This window comes from Seleniivibrio sp. (assembly GCF_021209385.1).
GTDB lineage: Bacteria > Chrysiogenota > Deferribacteres > Deferribacterales > Geovibrionaceae > Seleniivibrio.
On the sequence record NZ_JAJOIL010000027.1, the window covers coordinates 1 to 18,106 of the forward strand.

General features: G+C 44.1%; 15 protein-coding genes. 5 read left to right on the forward strand and 10 right to left on the reverse strand.

From position 1 onward, the window contains the following. Positions 1-225: 225 nt before the first annotated feature. Positions 226-723: an FUSC family protein gene (locus LRY47_RS08130; RefSeq protein WP_295224082.1), complete on the reverse strand. Its 498-nt coding sequence runs from the start codon at positions 721-723 to the stop codon at positions 226-228. A gap of 135 nt (positions 724-858) precedes the next feature. On the opposite strand from LRY47_RS08130, the gene argH reads away from it, so the two are divergent. Genes argH through der form a run of 3 tightly spaced genes read left to right on the forward strand, consistent with a single transcriptional unit; the run spans position 859 to position 4,449 of the window. Further along, positions 859-2,247 carry an argininosuccinate lyase gene (argH, locus tag LRY47_RS08135; RefSeq protein ID WP_366043499.1) on the forward strand — a complete coding sequence of 463 codons (1,389 nt, stop codon included), beginning with the start codon at positions 859-861 and terminating at the stop codon, positions 2,245-2,247. Continuing rightward, positions 2,234-3,109: a hypothetical protein gene (locus LRY47_RS08140; RefSeq protein WP_295224086.1), complete on the forward strand. Its 876-nt coding sequence runs from the start codon at positions 2,234-2,236 to the stop codon at positions 3,107-3,109. Before argH ends, LRY47_RS08140 begins: the two co-directional genes overlap by 14 nt. Continuing rightward, positions 3,109-4,449 carry a ribosome biogenesis GTPase Der gene (gene der, locus LRY47_RS08145; RefSeq protein ID WP_295224088.1) on the forward strand — a complete coding sequence of 447 codons (1,341 nt, stop codon included), beginning with the start codon at positions 3,109-3,111 and terminating at the stop codon, positions 4,447-4,449. Before LRY47_RS08140 ends, der begins: the two co-directional genes overlap by 1 nt. Before the next feature lie 182 nt (positions 4,450-4,631). On the opposite strand, the gene LRY47_RS08150 is transcribed toward der, so the two are convergent. Together LRY47_RS08150 and LRY47_RS08155 are read right to left on the reverse strand one after the other, a co-directional pair. After that, positions 4,632-5,267, reverse strand: a complete 636-nt coding sequence (locus LRY47_RS08150) for a hypothetical protein (protein WP_295224090.1) — start codon at positions 5,265-5,267, stop codon at positions 4,632-4,634. 9 nt (positions 5,268-5,276) lie between these two features. Next, entirely contained in the window at positions 5,277-5,453 is a 177-nt protein-coding gene (locus tag LRY47_RS08155; RefSeq protein WP_295224092.1) for a hypothetical protein, read from the reverse strand. 210 nt (positions 5,454-5,663) lie between these two features. On the opposite strand from LRY47_RS08155, the gene LRY47_RS08160 reads away from it, so the two are divergent. Beyond that, positions 5,664-6,974, forward strand: coding sequence for a pyridoxal phosphate-dependent aminotransferase (locus tag LRY47_RS08160; RefSeq protein ID WP_295224094.1), 1,311 nt, complete (start codon positions 5,664-5,666; stop codon positions 6,972-6,974). 189 nt (positions 6,975-7,163) lie between these two features. On the opposite strand, the gene LRY47_RS08165 is transcribed toward LRY47_RS08160, so the two are convergent. The 4 genes from LRY47_RS08165 to LRY47_RS08180 all read right to left on the reverse strand — a co-directional run bounded on the left by LRY47_RS08165 (position 7,164) and on the right by LRY47_RS08180 (position 12,926). Further along, entirely contained in the window at positions 7,164-8,429 is a 1,266-nt protein-coding gene (locus LRY47_RS08165) for a diguanylate cyclase (protein WP_295224096.1), read from the reverse strand. A gap of 68 nt (positions 8,430-8,497) precedes the next feature. Further along, entirely contained in the window at positions 8,498-10,774 is a 2,277-nt protein-coding gene (locus tag LRY47_RS08170; protein ID WP_295224098.1) for an ATP-binding protein, read from the reverse strand. A 24-nt stretch (positions 10,775-10,798) separates the two neighbouring features. Further along, positions 10,799-11,590 (reverse strand): IclR family transcriptional regulator, encoded by a 792-nt coding sequence (locus tag LRY47_RS08175; protein WP_295224100.1) that lies wholly within the window; start codon positions 11,588-11,590, stop codon positions 10,799-10,801. Between the two features lie 109 nt (positions 11,591-11,699). Then, complete coding sequence (locus LRY47_RS08180; protein ID WP_295224102.1) at positions 11,700-12,926, reverse strand: EAL domain-containing protein; 1,227 nt, start codon at positions 12,924-12,926, stop codon at positions 11,700-11,702. A 177-nt stretch (positions 12,927-13,103) separates the two neighbouring features. Here LRY47_RS08180 and LRY47_RS08185 point away from each other — a divergent pair, with 177 nt between their 5' ends. Next, entirely contained in the window at positions 13,104-14,114 is a 1,011-nt protein-coding gene (locus tag LRY47_RS08185; protein WP_295224104.1) for a DUF362 domain-containing protein, read from the forward strand. Here LRY47_RS08185 and LRY47_RS08190 read toward each other — a convergent pair. Genes LRY47_RS08190 through mnmG form a run of 3 tightly spaced genes read right to left on the reverse strand, consistent with a single transcriptional unit; the run spans position 14,111 to position 18,061 of the window. After that, positions 14,111-15,664, reverse strand: a complete 1,554-nt coding sequence (locus LRY47_RS08190) for a hypothetical protein (protein WP_295224106.1) — start codon at positions 15,662-15,664, stop codon at positions 14,111-14,113. The two genes, LRY47_RS08185 and LRY47_RS08190, sit on opposite strands and share 4 nt — an antisense overlap. After that, on the reverse strand, positions 15,588-16,205 hold the full coding sequence (gene rsmG / locus LRY47_RS08195; RefSeq protein WP_295224108.1) for a 16S rRNA (guanine(527)-N(7))-methyltransferase RsmG: 618 nt from the start codon (positions 16,203-16,205) through the stop codon (positions 15,588-15,590). Before rsmG ends, LRY47_RS08190 begins: the two co-directional genes overlap by 77 nt. Further along, positions 16,202-18,061, reverse strand: a complete 1,860-nt coding sequence (gene mnmG, locus LRY47_RS08200; RefSeq protein ID WP_295224111.1) for a tRNA uridine-5-carboxymethylaminomethyl(34) synthesis enzyme MnmG — start codon at positions 18,059-18,061, stop codon at positions 16,202-16,204. The genes rsmG and mnmG overlap by 4 nt, the downstream gene beginning before the upstream one ends. Between the last annotated feature and the right edge of the window lie 45 nt (positions 18,062-18,106).

The following is an 18,106-nucleotide window of genomic DNA, read 5'->3' on the forward strand; positions in this document are numbered from 1 at the left end:
GAGCAGTGCCTTCTTTCAGCGGCAGTGCAGAATATGAAGAAGATAGCCCTTGTGCTGTCATATTTGTTTATATATTTCAGAGAGATGCTTGAAATACCCGTGATAAATGATGAAAATCAGCTTTCGGCTGCGATATAAACCGGAAAAAGAAATAACAAGATACAAAAACAAAAAACGCCGCACTTCTCACGAAATACGGCGTTTGTCATCAGTCTGTGGCGGCTTTTATGCCGCCTTTTTTAATGCCTTCATGGCAGGGCATTTATTATCTACAAAACTTACCAGAAGCGCCGCGCAGATACCCAGCGAAACCTCCACGAATCTGTCGAACCCTATACGCCAAGCAACTTCGCTGTGGTGCATCAGAAGGATGATAGTAAACGTTACGCCGCCGAGCCTGTATGCGCTCACTGTCAGCCTCATGGCATAACAGATCATACCCATTATAAATATCCCCAGACCGAAATTCAGCGTGTTGACCTCCGGAAAAACATAGTTGAAGGCACCGGCAAAAAGCGCGCCTATCACAGTTCCAATAAGCCTCTGTTTGGAAGTGTCCCATGACTGACCAAGAGTTGACTGCATCACGATTATAGCGGATATAGGCGCCCAGTAGTATTCAGCAAGTCCAAGCAGTTTTGCCGACGAAAGCGACAGCATAGCCGCCGCCGCAGTCCAGAATGAGTGTCTCAGCCACATGTTGTTCACTAAATTTCTAAGCATTCTCTATCACCTTTTATGTAATAATCATCATAACCTATACGAAAAATTATTCAATGACCGATGCTTTTTAAGTTTTATCTGGATTAATTCCCGCAAATTACCTATATATGAAGCTGTATGTAAAAGGAGAGCGGTATTATGTCTGAAAAGATGTGGTCAGGGCGCTTTACGCTGCCCACTGACAAGTTTGTGGAAGAATTCAACGCATCAATCCACTTTGACAAAAGATTTTATAAATACGACATCAAAGGAAGCCTTGCCCACGCGCGTATGCTCGGCAGACAGGGCATCATCTCCGAAACCGATGTTAAGGACATCGAAAGAGGTCTGGCGCAGGTTCTGGAAGAGATCGAATCAGGAAAGTTCCGGTTCCGCACGGAAGATGAAGATATCCACATGGCTGTTGAAAAACGCCTGACAGAGATAATCGGCGACGCAGGAAAGAGACTGCACACTGGCAGAAGCAGAAACGATCAGGTCGCTGTTGATTTCCGTATGTATCTCAAAGCCGAGATTGAAGAGACCATGGCGCTCGTTAAGCACCTGCTTGACACCATCATAGCAAAGGCAGAGAAGAACATCGACGTTTACATGCCGGGGTTCACCCACCTGCAAACCGCACAACCAATCCTTTTTGCGCAGTACATAATGGCATATTTCCAGATGCTAAAAAGGGACTACGGCAGATTTGCCGACTGTCTGGAACGCATGGATTTTTCTCCTCTTGGTTCAGGCGCGCTTGCTGGAACGACTTTCCCCATAGACAGACACTTCACAGCGAACGAACTGGGCTTTAAAGCACCAACAGAAAACACTCTGGATTCCGTCAGCGACAGGGATTTCGCAATCGAATTTCTCTCCGCCTGTGCGATATGCCAGATGCACCTTTCCAGATTCTCCGAGGAACTGATAATCTATTCCACATCAGAATTCGCATTCATAGAGCTTTCAGACGACTTCTGCACCGGTTCCAGCATAATGCCGCAGAAGAAAAACCCTGACATGCCTGAGCTTATCCGCGGAAAGACCGGAAGAGTTTACGGAAGTCTCATAAGCATGCTTACAACCATGAAAGGTCTGCCCCTTGCATACAACAAAGACATGCAGGAGGACAAGGAACCTGTATTTGATGCAGTTGACACCATAAAAGCATCCCTTAAGATATTTGCACCCATGGTGGAAAAGATGAAACTGCTCACTCCCAAAATGGAGAAGGCGGCAACCGCAGGATATTCCACCGCCACAGACTATGCAGACTACCTTGTACGCAAAGGCGTTCCGTTCAGGCAGTCACACCATATTGTCGGCTCCACCGTCGCATACGCAATTCAGAAGGGTGTGGACATCAGCGAGCTTAAAATTGATGAGTTCAAAAGATTCTCTGATGTGATAGAATCAGACATATACGACGCAATCACTCTTCAGGCGTCGGTAAACGCAAGAAAAGCATACGGCGGCACCGCAAAATCCGCTGTTGAAACACAGATAAATAACGGGAAAAACTTTTTAAATGAAATACGCTAGTCTTATTTTAGCACTTTTTTTGGTACTCGCCGGATGCGGAAAGAAAACCAATCCGGTTCCTAAATCTGCCCTTGCAGACATGACACCGCCCACATCTGTTTTTGTTTCAGTTGATGACGCTGGTGTTAAAATAGATAATCAGGAATCTGATCAGCTCTTTATTGAAAAAGGTGTTTCAGCTGACGACGAGTGTTCCGTTTTTAACCCTTTAAAAACAGTTGATCCGAAATCTGTCTTCATTGATGAAGACGTTCAACCGGGATATAAATACTTTTACAGGCTCCGCAAAAGGTCTGTGAAATACGGCGTACTTTCAGAACCTTACATGGCAAAAGTAGTCTATGCGAAACCGATGAAGGTTCAGAACGCAAAATATACGAAAGAGGGCGGAGTGTACCGCGTATCCATCGAAACCGATGATAAGTTCACCCGTTTCGACGTTTATTCCGGCGGAAAAACTATCGCACAGACCGGAGGAAAAACAATAACTTTTCCCGAAACTTCTGTGGTTGATAATAAATTCTATCTGATACTGTCCGACTACGACGGTAACAGAGGAACCCCGTATACAGTTGAAATACCTGTGCAGAAGGTGCTTAATCCGCCTCTGCCAGTTGCAACAATTTCCGTGCTGAACATAGGAGCCGACTCCCGCATCGTGTGGAGTGATTCCGAAGGCGCGGACACATACAACGTGAAAGCGTGTGAAAATGTTTCATGTGAAACGTTTTCTACTCAAAACACATCAGTGGTCTACCCAAAGACAATTAAAAGCTGTCTGGACATAACAGTTACCGCCGTGAATGCAGACGGCGAGTCCGCACCGACAAAGATACGCTACTGCAAACCGGAAGAGGAATAATGTTTACCATAGGAATCATAGGACGCCCGAACGTGGGCAAATCCACACTGTTTAACAGACTGGCTGGAAAAAAAATTGCAATCGTTGACGATATGCCCGGCGTTACCCGCGACAGAATAGAATTCGTTGCCGACTGGGACGGATACAGGTTCACAATTGTGGACACAGCCGGATTCGACCTTAAAGAAGAACTGCTGAAAAAAGAGATGCAGGCCCAGTTCATGCACAACCTGAACGAAGCCGACTTCTTTATCCTTATGACAGACGGAGTTGAAGGCGTACATCCCCTTGACGAAATTGTCATAGATCTGCTCCGCCAGACAGGCAAACCATATCAGGTTGTTGTCAACAAAGTGGACAGCGACTCGAAAGAAGTGCTTACATACGATTTTTTCCGCCTTGGCGTGGAAGAAATAATCGGAATAAGCGCTTCACACGGGCGTAATGTTGACATACTGCTTGATAAAATAGTCGAGCAGATACCGGAAGACCATGACAAAACCGACCCATACGAAGGCAGAATAAAGCTTATCGTGACAGGAAGACCCAACGTCGGTAAATCAAGCATGATAAACAAATGGCTGGGACAGGACAGACTTATCGTCACACCCATACCCGGTACAACCCGCGACGCGGTTGACACCTTCTTCGAGTACGACGGACAGAAATATGTCCTTATCGACACTGCGGGAATCCGTAAAAAGAAGATAATGTTCAAAGACAAGATAGAAAAATACGGCTACCACCGCTGGGAAGACGCAGTTGAGCGCGCAGATATAGCCGTGTGCATTATAGACGCAAACGAAGGACTGACCGACAGAGACGTTAAAGTTATAGCGGACAACTGGGAAGCGGGCAGACCAGTTATCCTTGTTGCGAACAAATGGGATCTTATTGAAAACAAAGACGAACGGGCAAAGGAATTCCTTAAAGATATAGACCATCACCTTCAGTTTCTGAATAAACCTTCGCTGATATACACTTCAACACTGACAAGCAAGAATATTTTTAAGGTGTTCGATGCGGCGAAAGAACTTTATAAGGAATACAGCAAGCGTATCTCCACCCACAAGCTTCAGGAGGTACTGGAAGAAGCCGTACAACGCCACCAGCCGCCCGTTACCCGCAACAGAAGGGTGAAGTTCTATTTCATCACACAGGTCTCCACCTGTCCTCCTGAATTCGTGGTATTCGTTAACTATCCGGATGCGGTGCATTTTTCATACCAGCGATTCATAGTAAATATCATCCGCGCCCACCACAGTTTCGACGGTGTGCCTATTAAGATACACTTCCGCCAGCGCGGCGAATCAAAAAACACTCCAATACCTGAATATTAAAAAAGGGCAGCTACGGCTGCCCTCTGTCAGATGATAAAGACATATAAATACGAGATCGCGTCGTCATTTCATTCCTCGCGAAGACAAAACCCGTCTCTGCGAGGAGCACCAGCAACGAAGCAGTCTAATGGTTTTAATAGTTTGTCAACAACCTTAGGGCAGCTACGGCTGCCCTAACTTTTTCAGATAAACAGTCCGATGCTCATCAGTATATACCCCAGATAGGTCCCCTTTTCGGCTCCCTCCTCATACTCCATATACATGTATCCTGCGGGTGTTCCGCCGAAACTGCCGGCGATGTCTATCTGAGCCAGCTTCCCGTTCTCATCATACGAATACGACCTGTATTCGTCCTTGGTTCCGTCGCCATCCTCATCAATAATGACGTCGGTTACGTTACTGTCAGCATCATAGGAATAATCAGCAGCATAGTCTATAGCCGGCACAGATATGTAATCTTCGTTAAGCTCATAATGGTATGGTTTTCCTGCAGTAAAATATGTGAACAGAGAATAGTCGTCCACAATGCCGTCATTGTCATTGTCGATGTCGGCTCTGGTTATGTCACCGTCGCTGTTCGTTGTGTAATACTCGGCGTAGTTAAAGGTTCCGTTTGAAGTATAGTCCGATTTCATGGATACAATTGCGTTAGACCCGTCATAGACCAGTTCCACAGTTTTTACAGTACCCGTGTTTTTGGTTATCGTAATGCCTGTTATGTTCTTTGCCGCATCCCGCGAGAACACATAGGTATATATTACCTCACCGTTAGAGCAGATTGCAGAACTTTTCGGCGTCCCGTCATCGCAGTTTTCCATTGTTGCCGATCACAGATAAGACTCACTGTCGTATTCCAGAGTATAAACTTGGTCTGCTTTGTTGTCAGCATTATCATCAATGATGATTTTTTTGAGCCTCGTTTCACTGCTGCTTCCGGAATCGCCTCCGCATGCGGACAGCAGTAATGCCGCGGCTATAATAGCCGGATAAGTTAATTTTCTCATGATGCACACCTCTTATAAAAAGTTCACCTATGAACTATTATAACATGCATTATGAGCAAATGCCTCTTTTTGGATGTGAAAAACCACATTTTGCAGATTATTCTGGAAATATTGCGCCAGTTGTAATATAAGTCAAAACCTATACCCTCGTTTTTGCGTCGCAACAAAAAAGAGGCAGGCGTAAGCCAAATACTTATTAAAAGGTGTTATATGCGTTATGACCTGGCCAAAAGCGGAAACGGCCTGACCTATGAGATCCGCAATATTGTCAATGTTGCTAAGGTTCTGGAGCAGCACGGCGTCGAGATCTGTTACGAGAATATCGGCGACCCGGTTGCAAAGGGCGAGATCATCCCCGACTGGATGAAAGATACCATCGCTGATCTTGTCAGAAACAACAACATGACCTTTGCCTACTGCCCCACAAAAGGCGATTACGACGTTCGCGAATTTCTCGCGGAACGCACAAACGCCAGAGGCGGAGTGCAGATTACAAAAGACGACATCATTTTTTTCAACGGACTTGGCGACGCAATAGCACGAGCGTATAGCTCAATCAGGGTAGATGCAAGGGTAATGCTGCCTGAGCCTACTTACTCAACACACCTTCTGGCGGAAGTTCTCCACGCATCATTTCCGCCCAACACATACAGAATGAACCCTTATAACAACTGGGCTCCCGATCTCAATGAGCTTGAGAAAAAAGTTGAAAGCCACAAATCAATTGTGGGTATTCTGGTCATTAATCCCGACAACCCCACAGGTTATGTCCATACCGAAGATGACCTGCGCAGAATCGTCAATATGGCGAAAGAACACGACCTGATGCTCATCTTTGACGAAATATACCTTAACATGGTCTATAACGGTAAGAAGACCATAGCCCTTTCCGACATAATCGGAGACGTTCCTGGTATCGCTATGAAGGGAATATCCAAAGAGTTCCCCTGGCCGGGCGCACGCTGCGGCTGGATGGAAGTTTATAACGCAGACAAGGACGAAGCCTTCAAACGCTTCACAAATGCCATACTGAACCAGAAAATGGCTGAGGTCTGCTCAACGACTCTGCCTCAGATGTCAATTCCCCACATAATGACACACCCCATGTACACAACGTACCTGAACGAAAGGCTCAAACATTATGAAAAACTGTCCAACATCGCTTACAACATGCTGAAAGACTGCCCCTATGTGGTTGTAAACCGCTCAAACGGCGCTTTCTACATGTCAGTAGTGTTCAACGAAGCGGTTCTGAACAAAAACCAGAAGCTGAACATCGAAATTAAAGAGGTACGCGATATCGTTGATAAGATGTGTGAGGACAAAATGAGCCACGATAAGCGTTTCGTTTATTATCTGCTTGGCGCAACAGGCATATGTGTGGTTCCGCTTACATCGTTCTTTACATCAATCCCCGGATTCCGTATGACTCTGCTTGAAAAAAATGTTGAAAAATTTGAGCAGACTGTAACCACCATCAAAGAAAAGATAGTGGAATACGTTGAATCAGGAAGCTGTTAAACAAATAAGGGAGCTGAAAGGCTCCCTTAAACTGATGTAAAGCATATAAATACGAGATCGCGTCGTCATTTCATTCCTCGCGAAGACGAAACCCGTCTCTGCGAGGAACACTAGCGACGAAGCAGTCTAATGGTTTTGTATGAATCTGTAGTTTGTCAACAACCTGAGGGAGCTGAAAGGCTCCCTTTTTTATTCAGATACAGTATTTCTGCCTTTTGCCTTAGCCCTGAACAGGGCGCTGTCAGCTGCCTTTAAAAACTCTTCCGCATCCTCACCGCTGAACTGCACCACACCGAAACTGCAAGTGGCCTCGCCGATATTCGCAAACTCATGACCTGATATACCGAGTCTGAGTTTCTCGGCAAGTTTCATAGCGCCCTCAAGTCCCACCTCAGGCGTGAGTATGAGAAATTCCTCTCCGCCGTATCTGGCAAATACGTCAGTCGTTCTGACATTTGCACCAACAAGGGCGGCAAGCTCCTTTAAAAGCCCGTCGCACGCCTGCTGACCGTATTTTTCATTCATATCGCAGAATTTATCTATGTCGAACATTATCATAGCCAGGCTGCCTTCGTATCGGCGGCTTCTGGTTATCTCTCTGTTGAGTTCATCCAAAAATTTCTGTCTGTTGTATATATCCGTAAGCGGATCCTTCATCGCAAGGTTATGGAAGAACCGTTTCTGGGATTCCATCACCGTTATGTCTATAAAGGAGATAGCAAACCCGTCCTCTTCCTCTATCCTCGTGACTCTGGCAATATAGGTCTTAGCATCACTTTTAAGCATATCGCCGCGGATAAGGCTCACGATGGTCTCATATCCGTCAAGTCCCTGAACTCTTTTAAGCCACATAGGGAAGGGGACTGCCATATCGTTTCTGCGATTTTCCACAACTTCAACATTTGCCATGCCATCTGTGCAGACAGCAGAGCTTATCCCGAAAAATTCGAGGAGTGATGCGTTCATGTATGTGACAGTTTCACCAAACCCAGCCATGTACATCTCTCTGGATGTGTCCAGTATCCGTGTCAGAAGATTTCTGCTACGCTGTGCTGCTCTTTGCCTGTTTATCTTTTCCGCAGCAAGTGCTATATTCTTTTTCAAATTACGAAGGTTTACAGGTTTCAGAAGGTAACATTCAACATTAGCGTTAAGCGCTCCGAGAAGCAGTTTTTCATCCTTATGTCCGCTTATAATCATTACAGGAGTGTCCGGACTGATCTCTCTGATACGTCCGGCGAGTTCCAGACCATCGGAAAACGGGAGCATTGCCTCAGTTATCACAAGATCCGGACGGAATTTCATGAAATGTTCTATCGCCTCTTCGGCAGTAGGCATAATTGTAAGACTTTTAAGGGAATTTTCAAATGTGAACCTTAACGCTTCTGCGGTATCAGCATTGTCATCAACATAAAGCACTGTCAATTCGCGTAAAAGATGTGATTTGAGATGCATTTCCGGACCTCTGGAGGCTCATTAAAAATAAAGTATACCACTAATTACACAGTTGGCAAATTTATTTGCTAGTTTTTTGCGATGAGCTGTTCAATCCGTTTTATAAGCTCCTTGACAAGTAGAGGTTTCAGCAGGACAACATGCTCGCTTTCATCAAAGTTGTCTCTTTTATGGGTTTCACCGACATAGCCGGTGGTGAATATCATTTTTACATCAGGGTTGACAGCACTCATCTGAGAATAGGCTTCTATGCCGTCCATGACAGGCATCACTATATCGCTTATGACAAGATCTATCCCTCCGTGCTGCTTTTTATATATATCAAGAGCCTCTTTTCCGTTAGCCGCCTCAATGACCTTATACCCGTAAGCGTCAAGGGCGTTCATAAGGCTTTCACGCACCATCTTTTCATCTTCTATAAGGAGTATTACTGCACTTTTTGTTGATTTAACATCAATCTCTTCTTTTGTTTCTTCCGGTTTCTTCTCTGTAACAGGCAGTTTTATAATGAATTCCGTACCGACGCCTATCTCGCTCTGACATTCTATCATGCCGTGATGGCGGTTTATAATGTCGCTGACAATATATAAACCCAGTCCGGTTCCTTTGCCTTCCTCTTTCGTGGTATAAAAAGGCTCGAATATCTTTTTAAGCTTCTTATCATCTATGCCGCTTCCGTTATCTTTAACACTTATGACAGCATACTCTTTAAAGCCGCCTCCGGCTTCTTTGCTGCTTATCATAAGCCTGTCGGTGGAAATGGTAAGTATGCCGTCCTTTGTAACGGCATCTCTGGCATTTGTTGCGAGGTTGATTATCACCTGTTCCAGCTGCACAGGGTCACCGATTATATTGATTTCTTCGGGGCTGAGTTCTTTCCTTATTTCAAGTTTGTTGCCTATCACCATGGAAAGAAAGCCGCTGACAGTATCCACAAGGTCATTCAGGTTAAGCACTCTTTCAGACTGCATCTGTTTGCGGGAGAAAGTGAGCAGGTTCTGCGTCAGGCTTTTCGCCCTGATTGTAAGCTCAACTATCTTATCGACATACATATAAAAGCTGCTTTCAGGCTCCATTTTGCGTTTCATAATGGACGCAAAACCGCCTATCGCTGTGAGCATGTTGGTAAAATCGTGAGCTATGCCGCTCGTAAGCTCGCCAACAGTCTCCATCTTCTGCGCATGCATAAGCTGGCTTTTGATGCGTAGCCTCTCTGTGATATCCTCTTCAACTATAACAATATTCTGGAGTTCGCTTCTCTCGTTCAGAACAGGGGAGACTGAACCGAGAACAACGTATTCCTCACCATCCCTTCCGAGCCTGTTATATTCACCCACCCAGCTCTGACCGCCGCCGCAGTTTTTCAATGCGTTCCTGAAGTCATTCTTTTTTTCATTGCTGACTATATTCCCCAGAATATCCGCACCTATTGCGTCACTTCTCGATTTTCCGGTCATCGTGCAGTATGCTTTGTTCACATAGAATATTTTGTAGTCGTTATCTGTTATGATTACGGACGAAGCGCTGGCATCTATAGCTTTGTTAAGTATCATCGCCTGCTGTTTTGCAGATTCCTTTTCGGTTATATCATGGATAATACCTAAAATAGCAGTTTTACCATCTGTTTTAACCGACTGAAACACAGCTTCCGCGGGATATACTGTCCCATCGCTCCTTTTCATGCGGGTGTAAAAAGTTTTTCTCGACTTAAATTTATCCCAGCCGCTCATAAACCCGACAGGCATAACGTCTGTCATGATCTCATTCATGAACATTTTTTTCAGTTTATCTTCAGGATATTTCAGGTTAAAGGATGCTTTGCGGTTTGCAAATGTGATGCGGAAATCTGCACCATCAAGTACATATATCTCATCCTCTGCGGAATTGATTATATTCTGGAGTTCTTTAATCTCCTGTTTTGCCTTTTTGCCTTCAACTATTTCTTTATACCCTTTTACTTCCCGCTTTATTACAGGGCATAGGCGTATAAGGTTATCAGTTGTGACATAGTCAGAAGCTCCGGAACTTATGAATCCGGCTGCTTTTTCCTGTTTGTCTTTGTTAGTGATCAAAATGAGAGGGAGATCCTGATCGATAGACTTAAGTATAGCAAGCGCCTGAGTGATGTAAACATCACCCAGGGCTGTATCTGCAAGAGCGATAATCACTTTTCCGGAAAGCAGTTTCTCCGAAAACAAGCTCAGATCGCTGGTTATTTCAAAGACATGATCACAGCATACAGTTTTAAGATACTCCTGCACGGCAGTGCAGAGCTGTTTATCAGCAGTAAGAAATATGATACCAGTGCGGTTTTCCATTTTGATAATCTTACCAGCTCCGGTCATACACCGGATAACAGCTTCTGTTTGCTACTCTTCGTCTGTAAGCTCTCTGAATCCGAATTTTTTCGAGAGAACTTTTGCAGCCTCAAGCACCATAGGGGCAACACTGTCCCTGATGGAATCCATAGGCATCCTTTCCGCAGGAGCGGAAACGCTTATGCCTGCAATTATATTGCCCATGAAGTCTTTGATAGGCGCACCGACACAGCGGACGCCAAGTTCATATTCTTCATTATCTACAGCATACCCGTTTCTTTTTATCTCGTCCAGTTCGTCTTTAAGCTGATCGAAATTCTTTATAGTGTTTGCAGTTATCTTTTTGAACTCACCGGTATAGAGTTTTTCAAGTTCCATAGGGTCATAATACGCAAGCTGAGCTTTGCCTGTTGCTGTTGCGTATGCCGGACCTACATTTCCTATGCGCGGCAGAACACGCACTGCCTGTTCTGTTTCGATAACGTTCAGATATACAACGTTACCTTCACGCAGTACGCTGATGTATGCAGATTCATTCGTATCGTTTTTCAGTTGCTGAAGAACCTGTATGGATATCTCTATCAGGTTCAGTTTGTTTATATACGCCTGCGATATCTGGAAAGTTTTAACTCCCAGACGGAAGTTTCCGGTATATCTGTTGTGTTCGACATACCCCAGCATCTCCAGCGTCGCGAGGAGCTTGTTCACATTGCTTCTGGTGAGGTTCAGCGTAGACACCACGTCTGTTATACTGAGTTCATTGTCGCTGTCGCCAAGAAGTTCCAGTATATCAATGGCATTGCTCACCGCCTGCACAGCATATTCAGATTTTTCCCTTTTCATCCCTGTCTCCGTATGCTTTCTGCATAACATTGTACTATTTTAAGACTATAGTTATCTTTGCAAATAAATACGCCTTCGTCAACACAATCTTTTACCATTTATATGTAGGCTACAGACCGAACTTATCTGTAAAGTCATAGCTTTCCATCATTACTCTGTTAAACTCTTCAAAACTTATCTGGAGCAGCCCGAAACAGTCGACTATTTCACATACATCGTCACTTTCATAGCATTTGACTGTCTTAAGCAGCAGACCGAGATCACCCTGCTGTTTCGTAACTGCAATCTTGACCTCTTCATCAACGTTGAACTCTCTGACTATATCTTCTATCTCTCTGTTGAATATAACATCCAGAAGGGACATAAGCCCCACCAGATAAGCGCTGTCCGCTTTTTTATTGATATTTGGACTCACCTGACATAAGCGCTCCATTGTCTTTGCACGGACCTGTGCGGTTATAAGCACCGGATTGCTCTGACTGTCATTGTTTGGTCCGGCATAAAGTATCAGATAGAGCCATTTCGTGAGGTTCACTCTACCCAGCATTGCCATAGCATGTTTAATTGAAGTTATCACTCCGCGGGTGAAGAACGCCGATGAGTTCATAAACTTCAGCAGATTAATATAAAGATCGGGATAGCTCTTTATAACCTTTTCAAGCTCATTTGGCTCCGCATCACTCCTGAGCATATTAATAAGCTGTATCGTGGCTGCTCTTGACGGATCAACTGATTTTTGCGAAATCACTATAGGTTTTGCGAAATAGTATCCCTGGAACAGATCAAATCCCATTCTGCGGCAGCTTTCATATTCTTCTTGTGTTTCCACCTTTTCAGCCAGTTTTTTTGCTTTAACACCTGAAAGCAATTTCATATTCTGTTCAAGAATGGTTCTGTCGGAAAGCATGTAATCCACTTTAATGTAGTCAACTACCGGAAAAAGCTCTTTAAAAGTTCCGATATATTCCTTTGTAAACTCCATGTCATCGAGAGCAAACTTATACCCTTTCCCCATATAGTATAGTATCTTATCAATAAGCTTTTGGCTCATCTTTGTGGATTCAAGAATCTCAATGACAAAGGTCTCTTTTGGCAACAGGTCAATTGCACCGTCAAGAATTGTACTTTCATCGGCGTTTATAAACCCTTTTTTCCCTCCGAGCAGTTTTTCAAGCCCGAAGTTCTGCATCGCGTTTATGAGAACTCTTGCGGTTGCAGCCGCGTTGTCAGTTACAGAAGCCCCCGTCTGCCCATGACTCCTGTAAAGTACCTCATACGCGAAGATAAGCCCTTTTTCATCAAGGATGGGCTGTCGTCCTATATAAAAATCACTCATCTCGTCTCCTTCACTTGTGTATATTTTAAAATTGAGGACTTTACCATCATTAAGTTAAATTGAATATTGTGCGTTTTCACACTAATATTGTACTATATTACCACTTTTGGGAGGTTTTTTATAATGTCTCAAGTCTTTTTTTCATCAATTGATAGTAAAAAACACAAAAGCCCTCTGTTGAAAATTTCAAAATTACTAAATAGATGTAATCCACAGGATTTTTTTACTAAGGGCGATCTTATTGCTGTTAAAACACATTTCGGAGAATATGGAAACACTGCTTTCATACGTCCTGTTTTCCTGCGTCCTGTTCTGGATATTTTAAATCTTCTGGGAGCAAAACCGTTCCTTACAGATACCAACACCCTTTATGTCGGTATGCGTACAAACTCCGTAGACCATCTGCACAACGCCACAATGAACGGTTTTAATTATTCCACCCTGCAAACTCCAGTGATAATCGCAGACGGCTTAAGAGGTGACAACTCTGTTGATGTCCCTGTGCAAGGGGAGCTTCTTTCAAAGGTGATGCTTGCTGCTGAAATAGCTTCTTCCGACGGCATGATGGTTGTTTCTCACTTTAAGGGACACGAGGTTTCAGGATTCGGAGGAGCAATCAAAAATATCTCCATGGGGTGCGCCTGCCGCAAAGGAAAACTTGATATGCACTCCGATTCTCACCCTTCGGTTGTTCAGGAAACCTGCACAGCCTGCGGGCGCTGTCTTACCTTTTGTGCATCAAACGCAATTGATATGAACCCTAAAGCTTTCATTACCGATAGATGCACAGGATGCGCAATGTGTATCAGTGTTTGCCCTCATTCCGCCATACAAATAAACTGGAACGCATCATCTGCAACTACACAAAAGAAGATGGCAGAATACGCAGCAGGCGTTTTCAACGCTCTGGACAGAAAACTGGTTTTTCTCAGCATTATACTTTCGGTTTCACCTGCATGCGACTGTTACCCCGGCAACGACAGACCTGTGGTCGCAGATATAGGTTTTGCCGCCTCAACAGACCCTGTGGCTCTGGATAAGGCATGTCATGATCTTGTTATTAAGGCTTATGGTGGAAATGATCCGTTTAAAGAGAAATACCCGAATATTGATTCTGCAGTCCAGCTTGCCCATGCCGAAAAACTTGGCATAGGCACAGCTGACTACAGACTTATAGAAGTGGATTAATTTTCAACTCTGGTGAGCTTGCCGCCTCCAAGGATGCGGTAAGCTCTGCTCTCTCTTTTGATTCCGTCGTCGGTCTCTTTTATATTCAACAGATAGGTTCCGCTGCCGCCGACTCTTCTTTTCTCTATGAACTGTATAAAGTCGTGACCAATGAAATCGCTCATTGTTGCAGGCTTGTTGAAATCTTTTGAAAATACTGATGCGAACTCTTCAGCCTCTGCCTGTTCTGTGAGTATCATGTCGCTGACCACATATGTATTTTTAGAGAATTCACCATATTCTCCTGTAAGATATTTTTTACCTACGGTATCTACTGCGTTCACAACGATAGACTTATCCGGTTTGGGTGAATAATATCTCATAAAAGGAAGTATCTTAAGCACCTGTTCCTGAGTTCCGCCTATAACATACGAAAGGGGCTGCCCGCCTGCCTTTCCCTTAAACTCTTTAAGTCTGCCCTGATAGTCTTTTTCCTGAATATTGAAAAGCATGAACTGTGCTCTGTCTTTATATCTGTCTGCAATATCAGATGCGGTGTCTCTGTATCCCTCTCCATAACCGAGAACGATTATCTTTGCTCCCATATTCACAGCCATGTCAGCAGCCTTAGTCATATTCTCTTTCCTGTTGGACGAAAAATCATATGTGCTGTTTCCGGCTGTTATGGTTGCCGCTCCGGCATCTATGACATAATCATAAAAACCGCGGTCGCCTTTGAAATCAAGCTCTATGCTTGTTTTCTGCCTGCTTATAGTATAAAGCATTGCTTCAACAATCTCCGGATTCTGGAAACTGTTCACTACGTTAACAACTACTTTGCCTTTGGTAAGAATCGGTTTCGGCTGTTCTTTAACCGGTTGGGGTTTTGTTATCTCAGGCTCATGCATAGGTTCAGCTGTATTTTTCTCTTTAACTCTGGGAGCCATCGAAACTTCCGGCATAGCGGGTACGGCAGTAACCACAGGGGAGGGGAGAGGAGTTTCGTCTGCTTTGGAAACAGTTTTTACCACAGGCTGAAGATCAAAAACGCTTTCAGGTTTTTTCACTGCCTTTCTTTCAATACAGGCTCTTACGTTTTCATTATCGATGTGCAGTTTTTCCTGTGAGCAATACAGACGGTAAGCTTTCTCTGCCTTGTCATCCATCTCCTGACCGCTGAGGTATTGTGCCTGATCAGCAGCAACTTTTTCATCTTTGCTTTTCTTTGCGGCATCAAGAACCCAAAGATGGGCATTAATCTTCATAAATCTGTCGAAATAGCTGTCGTCCAGATTATCCTGAAGCATTTTATACCCTTTTTCAAGCTCACCCTGTCTGACATAATAACGTCCGAGGATGATCCCTGCATTCTTTGCAGCTCCGGTATCTTCGCTGATGGTAAGTTCCTTCAGCTTCCAGACGTCAGTTGCGTTCAGATCCTTAATAGCGTAATACTCGCGGTTGAAGATTATCAGCTCACCAGCGGCATAGGCGCTAATGGAGCCTGCTGTCATCATCAGCATGATGAATAATAGTATATGTCCTTTGAATCGGTTCGTCATATCTGACATTTTGCCACTCCAAATGTTTTTTCACGATTGTTATTTTAGATGCGAACAGTTCTGCCTCGGCATTTTCACCTTTGTAAAGAACCCATACGCTTCGCTTATCTGCAAGATTTTCAGTGAATTTAAGCAGTTCGGCAGTCTTCGCCACACCCCTTGAAAGGATAGTGGCAAATTTTCTGTTCTTTATATTTTCGGCACGGGATGTAATAACTTCAACATTATCAAGCCCAAGCTCCTTCGCCGCGTCCTCAACGAATTTACATTTTTTCGCGATGCTGTCCACCAAAGTAAACTTTATATGCGGATACATTATTGCAAGTATAATACCAGGAAAACCTCCGCCTGTTCCTATATCGCAGACAGGCGATTTCAAAATATTCTTTCTTTCGGTGAAAAGTAAGAAACTGTCAAGAACGTGTTTTCTGTAAAAATCCTCTTTATCTTTTATCGCAGTTACGTTCAGTACAGCATTGACATGTATCTCGTAGAATTGTTCTATTTTCTTAAGCTGGCTTTCTGAAAAAGGAAAATACTGCTCTATCATTTTTTCCCCATTATATATATGTGTAGAAGTGAAACAGCAGCAGGCGTCATTCCCTGTATACGTCCCGCCTGACCAAGAGTTTCAGGACGTATAGCCTTCAGCTTGTCCTTATATTCTTTGCGTAGCCCCTGTATGCTGTCAATATCCAGATCATCCGGTATGCGAACCTTTTCAATTTTATCAAATTTTTCTATCTCTTCCTGCTGTTTATCCAGATAACCTTCATATTTCACAGCTATTTCAACCTGCTCTGCAACACGTGCGTTATCTGTTCCGCCGTAAAGAATTTTCAGTTTATCATAATCCATTTCAGGACGGCGCAGAAGCTCTTTAGCTGTTACTCCGGTTCGCACCTGAAATCCGAACTGTTCAAGAATGCTGTTTGTTTCTTTATTCGGATTAACATGTATCTTTGTTATACGGTCAAGATCCTGTTCAAATTCAGCTTTCTCCGCATGGAACCTGTCGTATCTGGTTTTGCTGATAAGACCAAGAGCATACCCTTTTTCGAGAAGTCTGAACTCCGCGTTATCTTCTCTGAGCCAAAGTCTGTATTCCGCCCTTGAGCTGAACATTCTATAGGGTTCATCAACTCCCTTATTCACAAGGTCATCGCACATAACACCGATATAGCTTTCGTTTCTTTGCAGAATCATCGGTTCTTTGCCGTCCAGTGCAAGGACGGAATTTATTCCGGCAACAAGACCCTGCGCCGCAGCTTCCTCATATCCGCTGGTTCCGTTAAGCTGACCTGCGAAGTAAAGACCGCTTATCAGTTTAGTCTCAAGAGTAGGTTTAAGTGCTGTGGGCTGTACAAAATCGTATTCAATTGCATATGCAGGACGTACAAACTCAACGTTCTCAAGTCCTTCAACGCTTCTGTACATTGCAATCTGAACATCAATAGGCAGAGATGATGAAAAACCGTTAGCATACCATTCTTTTGAGCGCAGACCTTCCGGTTCAAGAAAAATCTGATGCCTTATCTTTTCTGGGAATTTTTTCACTTTATCTTCAATGGAAGGGCAATATCTGGGACCTACACCCTGTATAATACCTGCATAAAGCGGTGAACGGTGCAGGTTGTTACGGATTATCTCGTGGGTTCTCTCATTAGTATATGTAGTATAGCAGGGAACCTGCGGAAGTTTTATCTCTTTAGTTTCAAAAGAAAAGGGCAGGGGGGGATTGTCTCCGCCTTGCGCTTCTAACCTTGAAAAATCTATTGTTGCAAAATCCAGCCTTGCAGGTGTTCCTGTTTTAAGTCTTTTTGTTTCAAATCCAAGCCTATGAAGAGAATAAACAAGTTCAACAGAAGCGAATTCGTTCATTCTGCCTGCTTCGTAATGCTTATCACCTATATGTATAAGACCTTTCAGAAACGTTCCTGTGGTAAGAATAACTTTTTCAGACCTGTATAACATTCCGGTATCACTGATAACACCGTTTACTTTCCCATTTTCAGCAGAAACTTCGTGAACTAAACCCTGTTTCAGGTCAAGCATGGGTTCCTGCATGATAACTTCCAGCATCCGCTGGCGATAAAGTTCTTTATCTGCCTGCGCGCGGCTGCTGCGGACAGCGGGTCCTTTCTTCATATTGAGTATGCGGAACTGAATACCTGTTTCATCGGTATTTCTTGCCATCTCTCCGCCGAGAGCGTCGATATCTTTTACTATATTCCCTTTCGCCAGCCCGCCGATGGCAGGGTTACAGCTCATCTGTGCCAAGGATTCCACAGATATTGTAAATAATAGCGTCTTCGCGCCCATTCTTGCAGAGGCAAGCGCAGCTTCACAGCCTGCGTGTCCTGCTCCGACAACAATAACGTCGTACTTTTTGTCATAAACCAACATTATTCACCACAAGAAGCCGATGTTTCACGTGAAACATTCAACTTA

Excerpts from the sequence above, each read along its gene's own strand:
- LRY47_RS08140 (WP_295224086.1), top strand. The coding sequence starts at position 2,234 with ATGAAATACGCTAGTCTTATTTTAGCACTTTTTTTGGTACTCGCCGGA.
- LRY47_RS08155 (WP_295224092.1), bottom strand. The coding sequence starts at position 5,453 with ATGAGAAAATTAACTTATCCGGCTATTATAGCCGCGGCATTACTGCTG.
- LRY47_RS08175 (WP_295224100.1), bottom strand. The coding sequence starts at position 11,590 with ATGAAAAGGGAAAAATCTGAATATGCTGTGCAGGCGGTGAGCAATGCC.
- mnmG (WP_295224111.1), bottom strand. The coding sequence starts at position 18,061 with ATGTTGGTTTATGACAAAAAGTACGACGTTATTGTTGTCGGAGCAGGA.
- rsmG (WP_295224108.1), bottom strand. The coding sequence starts at position 16,205 with ATGATAGAGCAGTATTTTCCTTTTTCAGAAAGCCAGCTTAAGAAAATA.
- LRY47_RS08150 (WP_295224090.1), bottom strand. The coding sequence starts at position 5,267 with ATGGAAAACTGCGATGACGGGACGCCGAAAAGTTCTGCAATCTGCTCT.
- LRY47_RS08165 (WP_295224096.1), bottom strand. The coding sequence starts at position 8,429 with ATGCATCTCAAATCACATCTTTTACGCGAATTGACAGTGCTTTATGTT.
- LRY47_RS08180 (WP_295224102.1), bottom strand. The coding sequence starts at position 12,926 with ATGAGTGATTTTTATATAGGACGACAGCCCATCCTTGATGAAAAAGGG.
- LRY47_RS08130 (WP_295224082.1), bottom strand. The coding sequence starts at position 723 with ATGCTTAGAAATTTAGTGAACAACATGTGGCTGAGACACTCATTCTGG.
- LRY47_RS08190 (WP_295224106.1), bottom strand. The coding sequence starts at position 15,664 with ATGTCAGATATGACGAACCGATTCAAAGGACATATACTATTATTCATC.
- der (WP_295224088.1), top strand. The coding sequence starts at position 3,109 with ATGTTTACCATAGGAATCATAGGACGCCCGAACGTGGGCAAATCCACA.
- LRY47_RS08160 (WP_295224094.1), top strand. The coding sequence starts at position 5,664 with ATGCGTTATGACCTGGCCAAAAGCGGAAACGGCCTGACCTATGAGATC.
- LRY47_RS08170 (WP_295224098.1), bottom strand. The coding sequence starts at position 10,774 with ATGACCGGAGCTGGTAAGATTATCAAAATGGAAAACCGCACTGGTATC.